This is a genomic window from Methanococcoides sp. LMO-2 (genome assembly GCF_038432375.1).
Taxonomy (GTDB): domain Archaea; phylum Halobacteriota; class Methanosarcinia; order Methanosarcinales; family Methanosarcinaceae; genus Methanococcoides; species Methanococcoides cohabitans.
Genome location: NZ_JBCAUS010000006.1, coordinates 365,378 through 377,493 on the forward strand (window position 1 = coordinate 365,378; position 12,116 = coordinate 377,493).

Consider the following 12,116-nt stretch of genomic DNA (forward strand, 5'->3'; position numbering starts at 1 on the left):
TACTAATACTTACAGCAATATATTGCTGATGATACTTATTATAACTCTTACATACTATTAAATACTGTGCAGATATTTAGATTTCCGGAGAAGTTTTGATACAAAGGGAGCACTTATTGTGAGTTCTGAAAAAGACACATTCAGGGATTACGTACCAATGTTCGTAATGGCCGGATTGATACTGGTAATACAGACCATAGCACTTCTTATGGCATCTCCTATGGAGGACCTTGGAATGCGTGCTGTGGAGAACCCGGAATCCACGGCAAACTCCCTCTATTATATCGGATTCATCCTCGTGTTCACTTTCCTGCTGCTTATGGCCATTAAAAGGAACATGAAATGGGTGATACAGCTTACCATACTCCTTGCAGTGGCAGCAACGGTCTATTATGGATTCTACCCGCTGTTCTTCATCCTTGGTTTCAATGAAATGATGAGCAACATAATAGCAGTTCCACTTTCCGTAGGTCTGACTGCACTGCTTTACAAGTACCCTGAGTGGTATGTCATCGACATCACAGGAATTATAGTAGCGGCAGCAGCAAGCTCGATCTTCGGAATATCCTTCGGCATAATCCCCGCCATAGTGCTTCTGTCCCTGCTGGCAATATACGATGCGATCTCCGTCTATAAGACAAAACACATGATCGATCTTGCAGAAGGTGTCATGGACCTGAAACTCCCCATTCTGTTCGTCATCCCCAAGAAGCTGAACTATTCTTTCATTAAGGATACTCTCAAAGCAGAAGGAGAAAGGGATGCGTTCTTCATGGGACTCGGGGATGCAGTCATGCCCACAGTCCTTGTTGTATCTGCAAACGTGTTCATAGAACACAGCGGTTTCATCTCATATCCTGCTCTTGGAGCAATGATAGGAACACTTGTTGGATTCTTTGCACTGACCATCTTCGTCATGAAAGGAAAACCACAGGCAGGACTCCCATTCCTCAATGGAGGAGTTATCCTGGGATACATTGCGGGAGCTCTCCTTTCAGGAACACCGATCCTTGGATAAAAAGGAAACAATAAAAAACAGAAATGAATAAGAAAAAATAACGAAAAGTGACCCCAATACCAGAACCGGACATCACTCGTTGTTGATACTCTTTTTTTTGTTTGTGATCTGTCAGTGGCGATCAGTCTTCATTTTTGACCTTACAGCCATTGCCATTATTAGTGATGTTACAGACATCACAATCCTCATCACATTCAGGTTTCGTGCCATTGAACTCAAGGTCAAGGGCCCTGGTGCCTTCTGCAAGGACAGACGCATTGGACATTGCACCGCCGATCAGGACGGCATCGAAAATCTCTTCCTTTGTAAGGCCGAGCCTGTGTGCAACACGTATGTGCATCTTCATGCAGTGGTCGCACCGAATGGCCGAGGAAACGCCGATACATATCAGTTCGATGGTCTTCGGGTCCAGCCTTTCGAATTCCCTCATGATGGAATTGTCATACATCACCTTTGGGATCAAAAGGTCTGGCATGTCTCTCATGAAGTTCAGGATATATGGGACCTCACCATACCTTTCCTTTACGCCTTCCAGTACTTCCTCAACCGCCTCATCGGGCTCCTTCTCCACGATCTCCCTGATCTTTTCAATATCCATAGTGACCCTCACAAATATACTAATTAATTAAATTGCAGAACCTACCTCTGACCTGCGCTTGATCTTGATCAGAATATAGTTCTTCATCTTTGAAGGCGTGATGCTCGCAACATCCGAAAGCCTGAAGCCTTCATCAAACTCAATATTGCCAATGGCTTCATGATATTCATCAAAAGGAAGCTTTACTCTCATCCCATCAAGCTGAAGTGTTATCGGTGCAGGGGTCAGGACATTGTGGATGTCAGGAACCTGCTCCTGTACTTCTTTCATCAACCTTGCAGGAAGCACGACCAGAGGATCCTTTGAGATACTTTCCCTTTTCAGGTTTATGATCTCACCGACCTTCTCATTAAGTACATCCATTGCGTCAAGCTCAGGCCCTTTTCTCATCCTGTGAGCAACCCTGCCGATCCCGCCGACGTACATGTCAGCACCAGGAACGTCCTCTGTCTTAAGGTCCGGGCCACCACTTACGATTATAGGGATCTCGATGCCCTCAAAGAGCTTGGGCTTCTTGTTAATGATACAGTCCTTGAAGGTGCCAAAAGAGAAAACGGCAACATCATGCTCGTTGATAAGTTTTCTTTCATAATCTGCAGAAAGGGCGACCCTTCTGCCCATTCCCCTTGCAAGACCTATCATGTTGGTGTTCGCACCTCCTCGACGCAGGTACTCCGCAACATCACATGCTGAATGAGGAAGGTGATGTGAAGCAAGTGTCGGGGACACCACTGCGATCTCCGTACCTGTCAGGGGTGCAGGAGTCAGTTTTCCAAGCAGTTTCTTGCAGAGGTCCTCCACAAGCTGAACATCCTTCTTTGGAATAAGCATGACAAGGGTAACTTCTGTGGAAGCAGGTGTCTTCTGGACAAGATAACCACCAAGGTCTTCCAGCAGTTCAAGTATAAGGCTATGTTTGTGAATACCGCCTTCATAGATATATGGTTCAAGTACTGCTGCCATTTACTCATCTCCTGTCAGGTCTTCAAGCATTACGCCGGCCTCATCTATCCATTCCTGTTGCATCGTATCCTCGGATGCCACAAATATGAACCTGCCATTATCAAGAGAGTGATAACGTATCCTAAAACCCTCAGGAGTGGAGCGTATTGCCATATCTGCAAGCCTCTCTCGAAGGGATTTTTCCGGATCATCCACAACAATATCTCCAATGGATTCTTCGGCTCCCTCCAGGTCATCAGAGATAACCTCAATGAGGTTCCTCTGGGGCTGTATGACATTATGCCTGCCAAACTGTTCCCATAGTTTTTCCAGGAACTGCGGGATGGTCTTCTCATCAGTGACGGTTATCAGGACCTTCGATCCCGGCCTGTCAAGCTCGGTTTCAGAGATCTCCTTTGCTTTTATAGGAGGTAGACCACTACGAAGGACCATGGCCATCATGAACAATGACTCCTCAGGTCTTATCCTCACTTTTATTCTTCCGATGGTCCTTACAAAAGCAAGTTCAGAGATAATATCCTTCAGTATGCTTTCGTAAGCCTTTGCCTCGGAAGGTTCTGTGGTCTCTACAATAAATGTCTCAAGGGGTTCCATGGAGATCACCCCTTAACGTAACCGGATGCCAGAAGTGCTGCACCCACAGCACCAATGAGCTGTGAATGTGGAGGCACAAGAACATCGATCTTCAAAAGCTCACCAAGTGCCTTTGGGACACCGGCGATAAGTGATGAACCACCCACAAGGATAAGAGGCTCCTTTACCTCTACTTCCTGAAGCTGCTGCTCGAAGATCTGCTCCACAACGCTGTGACATGCCGCAGCTGCCACATCCTCGGGGATCGAACCTTTAGCAAGGGAGTTCACAAGGGACTGTATACCGAAAACGATACAATAGCTGTTCATTTCCACATTCTTTCCCATACCCTTTACAGCAAGGTCACCGAGTTCCGTGATCTCGACACCAAGACGCTTGGAGGTCATCTCAAGGAAACGACCGGAAGCACCGGCACAGATACCACCCATTGTGAACATTCCGGGAATACCATCCTGTACTGAGATCGCCTTATTGTCCATTCCACCGATATCGATGACTGTTGCACTGCCCTGCTGCCTGTCTGCAAGATAGACCGCACCTTTTGAGTTCACAGTGATCTCTTCCTGCATAAGGTCAGCATTGAAGTGCTCACCTATCAGGAAACGACCGTATCCTGTGGTACCTATGGCCTGGAGGTCCTCCCTCTTCATACCTGCCTGTTCCAATGCCTGGTTCAGGGCCTCATCTGCACTTTCGAGGACCTTGATGGTTGGAACCCAGCCCTCACCGATGATCTCGTCGTCCTTCATGACAACCGCTTTGGTGGTGGTGGAACCGGAGTCGATACCGGCAGTAATGCCCACCTGATGTTCCCTTGCAAGGAGGTGTTTGCTTCTTGCAATGGTGGTAAGCGCTTCAAGACGTGTCAGCAGTGTAGCTGCTGTTGTACGCTCGGTAAATGAATAACTGATAACAGGGAGACCTGAGTTCTCGAAGATATACCTTCGAACCTCGTTCCTGACAATAGCTGCCTCTGCACAGCGGAAGCATGATGTTACGAACACACCATCGACCTTTGCAACACCTTCAACAACTGCCTTTGCCCTTGCCATCATGAGCTTAAGGTCAGGACTTGCAACTTCCAGTCCGAACTCCATTCCAATTGTATCAAGTGAAGAGACTTCCATCTCGGGATAGACCAGCTCTGCGTTAAGGGAGCTTGCAGCATTTTCCAGCTCTTTCTGGACACCAGCATACTCGCTTCCACAGGAAACAAGTGCTATCTGTACCTTGTCCTTTTTATCGCTCATTCTTCATCACCGCCTTCCGGAAGAGCTTTCAGGAACTCTGCGATGTTGTACACAAAGGACTTTCCTTCTTCTTCAGTATGAGGGTACTGTATCTCAAGTATAGGAATATCCTTCTCCCTTATGAGGAACTTCGTAAGCTCATTTGTACGGGCACATCCCATACAGCCAAAACTTATGGAAGCGTCGCCGACAATGATAGCAGCTTCCGCCAGATCGATAAGCGGACCAATGATCGACATCCTTCCTCTGACACCTGCCGGAACCTCTACTGCCGCATATTTAAGACCGTGTTTCGGTCCCTCCGGAGTGATGTTCAATGGAGGAGAATCCACACCAACTGTAGTGATCTTCTCGCGTATCTTCTCCATCATAGCAAGAGGCTCATGCCCGAATCTCTCGACCATGTCGGAAAGGATAAGGCTGTTTGTCGGATAAATGATAACTTTTGCCAAAATAACACCTCATAATTCAGAATTAATGATCTTCTTCAACTTCGATACATCCAGTTTCCCGGGAGCTTCCTTCTCTTCAAGAGGAACTCCTGCATCATAATCATCCAGTGCTTTGCCGATCATCGGGAGCATGCTCACTTCTTCCCTCAGGAAATGGAAACCCGGTCTGGGACCGCCCCCTCTTCCTGCACGGCATCTGACTTCAGCACCTGGTTTGAAACCCCTGTCCTTAACAAAGATATGATTGCGGTCCATGGAACGCAGGGTTTCCACAACCCTCTCCACGGCGTCCCGGGGGCCATTTACCATTGTCCCGAAACAGGTCTCCTTGATGGTTATGGCATCTTCGGACTCGTAGACCTTCATGGCCGCATCCATTGGAAGGACGCTGTCAGAACTTATTACAACTATCTTTGTGATGTTATCCTCAGTTTCTGCCATCATTGATCACTTCCCGTATCTTCAATAACATACATAACGTCGCCGTCCTTCATACCTTTAAGTTTTTCAGGTTCAAGGATCCTGCCTATGATGTTCGTACTTGTGAACTTCTCACCTGTAGGACCGAACATGTCGTCATCATTAAGTTTCACACCCACCATACCGTGCCTCTTTGCAGCCTGGTTGGTAACACCAAGTTCCCCGCCTTCAACCTTGCCCTGGGGAACGTTCTCAGGGAAGATCTCCTTGTATTTTTCAGCAGCTTTCTCTGCCTTGAAGATGTAGGTGTCCTCATACGTCATCATTATCGGCAATGCGCCCACCGGCTTGAACTGGAGGTCGATAGCATGCCTGAAGAAATCAAGCGTCTTCGGGGCAAGATCATCATAAAGCTTTATTCTCACAAGCTTTGAATCCGAGACTCCGGTAACTTCCACCTTCCCTTCTCTCAGAACATCGATGGTGTTTCCGGGGTTCTGCTCAACAATTACCGCATCATCTTCGGCGTAGCCCTTCTTCACAAGCTCAATACCAAGAGCTGAAAGCTTCTCTTCCGCTTCCTTTAAGGAAAGACCCAAAAGCCAGAGTGGTTCCGGATATGTCTTTACCATCAGTTTCTGCTCGGCCTCTGCCATCTGCACGAGTTCAATTCCATGGGAAACATGTCCCACCACCGAATGCATTATGCTGGCTGGCCTGTCATCGCGGGCAATGAACATTTTTCCGGAACCATACCCCACAGTCCTGACCCATACGGAACCTCTTGTCCTTGGATCGAAATTCTCAAATGTGCACATCTCACCGTGCAATGAATGATCAGAAATAAATGAGCTTGAAGCGAACTCAACATCAAAGGTCCCATGACGTGTCAGAGCAAAGAAATGTTCTGCGCCGGCCGGTGCTCTGGGATCTATCTCAACCTCAATATATGTGAATATCCTGAAACCGTTCTCTACCACAGTATCCAGATCAGTGGTACATATGTGCTCGCCGGTCTCTTCCCATTCCATGACCGGTTCAATGCTGACTATACTGTCACCACTGCCCAGCTCGGACAGGATGCTGATACCACTTACGACCTTCCCGAAAACACCGTCTTCCGGAGTACCATATTCCGAAGAATGGTCCTCAAGGGCAATTATCATGTGAGTGTTGTTCGGATCAAGACCGCCTGCTCCGAGAACAACGTCATATTTGTTCAGTGAAAGTGAAGAATGAGTAGGAACAATATCCGCTGCAAAAGGGCCGAATGCAACTGCATCTCTGGAATCCCACCGTACCCTTATGCCCTCGTATTCATTAAAGTGCTCTGCCCATATCGCAGCAGAGGATGAGTTATCTTCCAGTTCTATCCTGAAGTCTCCCTTCGAGGTCTTCACAACATAATCTATAATAGCACCGCTTTTACCGCCCTCGTCCTTCTTGAGGATACCTATGGCAGTACCCTCCCTGTAGGGAGCTTGCGATTCATTTATAGCATCCCCCAGAGTGGAACCCGGGGGCAAAGCTATCTGATGTCCATTGACCTCAACATTAATATTACTGCTCAGGACTATCGCCTCCACTACATAATAGAGGGAGCTGATTTTAAAAGTTATGCTTCCTGAGCAACAAGTAAACGTTCTTCTTCAGTTAATTGGGAAAGAACATCATTGGGTTCACCAACAGCCACTATCTTGGCATCCCTCATCAATGCAACGCGATCACATGCTTCCTGCAGGAAATCCATGTCGTGTGAGACGATAACGAATGTGTCCCCCATCTCATCACGTGCCTTAAGGATGGACCTGGTAACCTCGATCTTGGTGATCGGATCCATTGTGCCTGTAGGTTCGTCCATCACGATGATAGTAGGCTCTTTCATGAGAATCTGTGCAAGAGCAACCCTGTGCCTCTCACCCTCACTGATATCATCAGCCATCTTTGGAAGAATTCCCTTTGCCTTCTCTTCACTGAATCCGGTAGCAACAAGGGTCTTCACTGCTTTGCGAACTGCAAGTTCGTAAGGGAGGTCTATTCCTATTGACTCTGTCAGGTTATCAATGATGCTTCTGTGAGTGTATAGTCCGTACTCCTGATGCAGGATTCCCATATATTTGGTGGCACGACCCCTGTTATCAGGACCCGGCGTGGTCATATCGACCCATTCATCGCCAACACGCACATGGATGTCACCCTTTGTAGGCTGAACAATACCCATGAGGATCTCTGAGGTAGTGGTCTTTCCTGCACCACTGGTGCCTGCAATACCAAATATCTCTCCTTCCTTTACATCAAAGGATATGTCATTGACAGCATGGACGACTCCCCTGGTAACGGAGATATACTTTTTAACAAGGTTCTTGACATCGATTATAGGCTCACCAAGAGCAACGTTCTCGTTCTTCTCAATGTGAGACACCATCTTCATGAACTCAGCTGCGACCTCGTGAGGATCGCCTTCCTTGACAACAGCACCATCTTCGAGGATGATAGCCTTGTCTGCAAGCTCTTCGATAACCTCTGACCAGTGAGAAGTAATGACCATTGTCATGTTGTAGGCCTTAACAGCCCTTTCGATAACATCATGGACAACGTCTGCAGTCCTTGGGTCAAGTGTACCTGTAGGCTCATCAGCAAGAAGCAGCATTGGGTTCCTTACAAGCTGTCTTGCAAGTACTACCCTCTGTTTTTCTCCGCCACTAAGGTCACGTGCAACGTGCATCATACGGTGGGATAACCTGACATCCTCAAGAAGCTCCATTGCCCTTGACATAGCATCATTACCACTGTAACCGATCTCAGTCAGAGAATTCATTACATTTACAACTACCTGGTCATCACCATACAGTGCAAATGTACGCTGTAGCATGATAGCGATCCTCTTGGAAACGCTTCTGCGTTCATGGTCATGAAGGGACAGTGCAACAAAGTCCGCATCAAAAGCTTTCATAGAGTCTTCTTTACAGTGGCGACATGTTTCGCCTACCTTGCTTGGAGGATCGATGTGGCCGCATTTTTCACATCTTGCCAGATGGTAAATGATAGAACCGGAGATATTCTCATATTCTTCGGCTCCCCTCAAAGCATGCATAAGGATGGTTTTTCCCGCACCACTTCGACCTAGAATTCCAAGGACTTCACCTTCATTGATGTTAAGATTGATGTTTTTCAGAACCTTAACACCATCATAAGCTATAGTCAGGTCTTTGACCTCAATGAACAATGACATTTGATTTCCTCCGATATTGACTGCGCATAAGTATCTATTATTATATGGTGTTTAATGCTACTTAACAGGTTTGTACAATCTACACAAAACCATTGTAGCAGTAATTATTTTTTCTTTTTGTACCTGAGACATTAGTAAGAATTTGTCCCCATTAGATATATCAGCATTACATAATGCAGTACATAAACATAACGCATTGGCGCATCGGCGTTAACATTCAAAAACAATGTCAAACGATTAAATAACACGATCAGAGACAGCAAAAATAGATTTAGAGAGACGCGACAATATCCAGAACTTCCCTGATATCCCTTATCACAAAGTCCGCAGACCTTTCGAGTTTTTCGGGACGTTCATCGCCCTGCTGAAGAGTAACAACACCAATATCTGCCGCCCTTAGAGCAAGGATATCGTTCAGGCCGTCACCCACCATCAGGACCTTATCATACATTTCTTTAAGGTCAAGGATGATGCGTGCCTTTTCACGGGTAGTGGCAATATCATAGACTCTTTCCATAGGGATATCGATGCACTCCGCAAGCTGCTTAAGATTTCGCCTGCTGTCACCGGATGCGATAAAAACGGTCACACCATGCTCTTTAAGCTTATCGACGGTTTCTTTAGTATCATGGAACATGCGACCCCCGGTACTCAGAACATAGGGAACGGAATGGTCATTGCTATCAACAATGATCCCTGCGGCCACATAGAAGATCTTAGGGCAATGCTCCCTGACAACATCGACGACCTGGAGAATGTCAGCTATCCTGATATCACTATCCTTAATTATGTCATAGGCCTCTTCCACAGAAAAAGGAACACTTGCACAGCTGATGTCAATATCTATGTCATTTCCGTCAATAAAATCAATGACACGCATATTGCGGTCAACACCGAGTATCACAGCCGGCTCGGTATGAAGTACGATCAATGCACGGCCCTTACGCTGTGCCACAAGGTCAGTACTTTCCACGCCTGTGATAAGTTCCCCGCTGGCCATATCCTTTGCCACGCGATACATATGCAACAGCGTACCTGCACTATCGAAGACTACAGCAATGCTCTTTTGCATGTTCGTATGATTCATCATAACCAATTATTAATCTTATGTTCTTTTCCTTCAAAAAAGTGACATTAACCATCACTTAATATCTTGATCTCCGACGGATCCTGTACAACTATCTCAGGGCTGCCTTTGTATTCGACCACCTTTCCGGTGACCAGTACGTGTTCACCATAGTAATAGACCTCAGGGCTCTGCGGGAACCTGTCCCAGTCATCCGACCATATTACCACGGTAAAATAACCTTCATAAGGATCATGGAAATTAAGGAAAATGATGCCATTACCATCATTCCTTGAAGTGGTGACCACCGTGCCCTCGACCCTCACTTCCTGGCCAATATATCTGCCGGCATCAAGATAGGAAATTGTGACCAGCCCGTCCTCCCCGGAAGATGAAGCTGACCAGAGACCTACACCCATCCCCCTTGCGAGGGTTTCGGAACTGTCCAGTTGTTCCTGGTAATAGGTGTCCGGCTCATAGGCCTTTGAATATGCCAGTCCCGAAAGCACCAGCTCATTGTTCACCATGGTATCGTTAAGCCATACATACCTCAGAAGACGGCCATACCGGTCAGTATCACTGACATCAGATTCAAGACCGACCGTCCTGCCAAGAACATTATCTACCATGTACTGCCTGGCCTCCTCATAATACGGCTCCCCTCTTTCAGGAGTGTCCACACCAATAAGACGTACCTTTTCACCGGAAGATATGACAAAGGTATCCCCGTCTATCACTTCCGTAACGTTTGCAAACGTAACAGTGTGTTCCGAAATTGCACCGTTGTTACCGATACAGCCGGAAAGGGAAAGTATGCAACATAAGAATAACAGAATGAAAATGACCTTACGCATAGGTTGAAGTTCCCACCAAGATATTTCAAGGTATCCTGCAAAAGATACGACAAGGGTAATAGAAAAACAACTACCATAACATTTAAGAATATTTATATGAAGTGAGGAAGTAGGGAATATTACACATTAACTAAAGGAAATACAATACCATAATTATACTACACTGGTTATTTCCGATCGGGAAATAACTCGAAACACAGGAAGGTATCCGTAATTGGAAGAAAGCGCATTACCAAAAATACTGGTCATTGATGATAATCAGAAGATACTGGAACTGATGGAGGCCTACCTGTATCCTGAATACGAGGTAATGACCGCCTACAACGGATATGAGGGCCTGGACATAATTGAGAAAGAGAACATAGACCTTGTCCTGGCAGACGTGATGATGCCTGATATCGAAGGTTACGAAGTATGCAATCTCCTGAAGAATGACCCGCGAACCCGATTCATACCTGTAATAATAGTTACAGCCCTGTCGAACAGGAAGGACCGTATAAAAGGCTTTGAGGCCGGTGCCGACGACTTCCTGACAAAGCCTGTTGACCAGCTTGAGCTCAAGACAAGAATAAGATCACTCCTGAAGATCAAGGAACTTAATGAGAAGAACGAATCTGAGCGCAACCTTGCACGCAATTACCTGGACATAGCCGGAGTCATGCTCACGGTGTTTGACACAGAAGCCAAAATCCAGCTCATGAACAAGAAAGGATGCGAGATCATTGGCTGCACCGATGGCTCATTGATCGGGGAGAACTTCTATGAGACACTGGTACCGGAAAGGTACAGGGAGATGGGAATCATCCAACATCAACAGTTCATCAGTGGGAATACAGAAGGACTGGAAAGTTTCGAAGCACCAATACTAACGCTTGATGGAGAAGAAAGGGAGATCCTGTGGCATAACACTCCCCTGCGTGGAAGAAAAGGCGAGATCACAGGCGTCCTGTGCTCAGGTGAGGACATAACTGAAAGAAAAAGAGTAGAAGAAGCACTTATCAAAGCAGAGGAAATGCACGAAAAGGAGATACACCATCGTATCAAGAACAATCTCCAGATAATTTCAAGCCTGCTTGACCTCGAGTCTTCCAAATTCACGGACCCGGAAGTTGTCCGGGCGTTCGAAAAAAGCAGGGACAGAGTACATTCCATAGCAATGGCCAATGAGGAGATATACCGTTCAAAAGAGATGGGGAAGGTCAATTTCCATAATTATGTCCACGATGTTGTAGATTACCTGTATCACATGAACGAGCACCAGACTGAGTTCATAGATATAAATATCGAATCAGAGGACATCCTCATGAGCTTTGATGATGCGACCCACCTTGGCCTTATACTGAATGAGCTCATCATGAACAGTTTCAAATATGCTTTCCCGGACGGGAAAGGAAATATCCACATTGGATTCCACCGATCAGACAGGGAGTTTACCCTTTGCGTAGAAGACGATGGCATCGGGATCCCTGTAAAAGATATATCCCGGAAAGACACGCTCGGACTGGAGCTGGTAGCCGAACTTGTGGAACAGATCAACGGCAGTATCCGGATTGAAGGAACTTCAGGTACAAAATATACAATTACTTACCAGGACCAAACTCATTCCAAAAAAGATATATCATTTGAAAATAAACCCCAATGTACCAACCAATACTGCAGTGAATGAAAT

Annotated in this window: 12 protein-coding genes; 2 read left to right on the forward strand and 10 right to left on the reverse strand. The window is 46.3% G+C overall.

Going from position 1 to position 12,116, the window contains the following annotated elements:
• Window positions 1-118: 118 nt before the first annotated feature.
• A complete protein-coding gene (locus WOA13_RS09420; RefSeq protein ID WP_342127643.1) occupies window positions 119-1,018 on the forward strand; it encodes a presenilin family intramembrane aspartyl protease PSH in 900 nt (299 codons plus the stop codon).
• Between the two features lie 121 nt (window positions 1,019-1,139).
• On the opposite strand, the gene WOA13_RS09425 is transcribed toward WOA13_RS09420, so the two are convergent.
• The 10 genes from WOA13_RS09425 to WOA13_RS09470 all read right to left on the reverse strand — a co-directional run bounded on the left by WOA13_RS09425 (window position 1,140) and on the right by WOA13_RS09470 (window position 10,447).
• A complete protein-coding gene (locus WOA13_RS09425) occupies window positions 1,140-1,616 on the reverse strand; it encodes a carboxymuconolactone decarboxylase family protein (protein ID WP_342127644.1) in 477 nt (158 codons plus the stop codon).
• A gap of 27 nt (window positions 1,617-1,643) precedes the next feature.
• Window positions 1,644-2,579 carry a methanogenesis marker 7 protein gene (locus tag WOA13_RS09430; protein ID WP_342127645.1) on the reverse strand — a complete coding sequence of 312 codons (936 nt, stop codon included), beginning with the start codon at window positions 2,577-2,579 and terminating at the stop codon, window positions 1,644-1,646.
• A complete protein-coding gene (locus WOA13_RS09435; protein WP_342127646.1) occupies window positions 2,580-3,173 on the reverse strand; it encodes a methanogenesis marker 17 protein in 594 nt (197 codons plus the stop codon).
• A gap of 5 nt (window positions 3,174-3,178) precedes the next feature.
• Complete coding sequence (locus WOA13_RS09440) at window positions 3,179-4,423, reverse strand: methanogenesis marker 15 protein (RefSeq protein ID WP_342127647.1); 1,245 nt, start codon at window positions 4,421-4,423, stop codon at window positions 3,179-3,181.
• Window positions 4,420-4,875, reverse strand: coding sequence for a methanogenesis marker 5 protein (locus WOA13_RS09445; protein ID WP_342127648.1), 456 nt, complete (start codon window positions 4,873-4,875; stop codon window positions 4,420-4,422). The genes WOA13_RS09440 and WOA13_RS09445 overlap by 4 nt, the downstream gene beginning before the upstream one ends.
• Before the next feature lie 9 nt (window positions 4,876-4,884).
• Window positions 4,885-5,319 (reverse strand): methanogenesis marker 6 protein, encoded by a 435-nt coding sequence (locus tag WOA13_RS09450; RefSeq protein WP_048204425.1) that lies wholly within the window; start codon window positions 5,317-5,319, stop codon window positions 4,885-4,887.
• On the reverse strand, window positions 5,316-6,881 hold the full coding sequence (mmp3, locus tag WOA13_RS09455) for a methyl-coenzyme M reductase-associated protein Mmp3 (protein ID WP_342127649.1): 1,566 nt from the start codon (window positions 6,879-6,881) through the stop codon (window positions 5,316-5,318). The genes WOA13_RS09450 and mmp3 overlap by 4 nt, the downstream gene beginning before the upstream one ends.
• Before the next feature lie 29 nt (window positions 6,882-6,910).
• Window positions 6,911-8,527 (reverse strand): methyl coenzyme M reductase system, component A2, encoded by a 1,617-nt coding sequence (atwA, locus tag WOA13_RS09460; protein WP_342127650.1) that lies wholly within the window; start codon window positions 8,525-8,527, stop codon window positions 6,911-6,913.
• Between the two features lie 271 nt (window positions 8,528-8,798).
• Window positions 8,799-9,599, reverse strand: coding sequence for an HAD family hydrolase (locus WOA13_RS09465; RefSeq protein WP_342127651.1), 801 nt, complete (start codon window positions 9,597-9,599; stop codon window positions 8,799-8,801).
• Window positions 9,600-9,661: 62 nt separating this feature from the next.
• Complete coding sequence (locus WOA13_RS09470; protein WP_342127652.1) at window positions 9,662-10,447, reverse strand: thermonuclease family protein; 786 nt, start codon at window positions 10,445-10,447, stop codon at window positions 9,662-9,664.
• A 214-nt stretch (window positions 10,448-10,661) separates the two neighbouring features.
• Here WOA13_RS09470 and WOA13_RS09475 point away from each other — a divergent pair, with 214 nt between their 5' ends.
• Window positions 10,662-12,113, forward strand: a complete 1,452-nt coding sequence (locus WOA13_RS09475; protein ID WP_342127653.1) for a sensor histidine kinase — start codon at window positions 10,662-10,664, stop codon at window positions 12,111-12,113.
• Window positions 12,114-12,116: the final 3 nt, after the last annotated feature.

Excerpts from the sequence above, each read along its gene's own strand:
- WOA13_RS09435 (WP_342127646.1), bottom strand. The coding sequence starts at position 3,173 with ATGGAACCCCTTGAGACATTTATTGTAGAGACCACAGAACCTTCCGAG.
- WOA13_RS09450 (WP_048204425.1), bottom strand. The coding sequence starts at position 5,319 with ATGATGGCAGAAACTGAGGATAACATCACAAAGATAGTTGTAATAAGT.
- WOA13_RS09465 (WP_342127651.1), bottom strand. The coding sequence starts at position 9,599 with ATGCAAAAGAGCATTGCTGTAGTCTTCGATAGTGCAGGTACGCTGTTG.
- WOA13_RS09470 (WP_342127652.1), bottom strand. The coding sequence starts at position 10,447 with ATGCGTAAGGTCATTTTCATTCTGTTATTCTTATGTTGCATACTTTCC.
- WOA13_RS09430 (WP_342127645.1), bottom strand. The coding sequence starts at position 2,579 with ATGGCAGCAGTACTTGAACCATATATCTATGAAGGCGGTATTCACAAA.
- WOA13_RS09425 (WP_342127644.1), bottom strand. The coding sequence starts at position 1,616 with ATGGATATTGAAAAGATCAGGGAGATCGTGGAGAAGGAGCCCGATGAG.
- atwA (WP_342127650.1), bottom strand. The coding sequence starts at position 8,527 with ATGTCATTGTTCATTGAGGTCAAAGACCTGACTATAGCTTATGATGGT.
- WOA13_RS09440 (WP_342127647.1), bottom strand. The coding sequence starts at position 4,423 with ATGAGCGATAAAAAGGACAAGGTACAGATAGCACTTGTTTCCTGTGGA.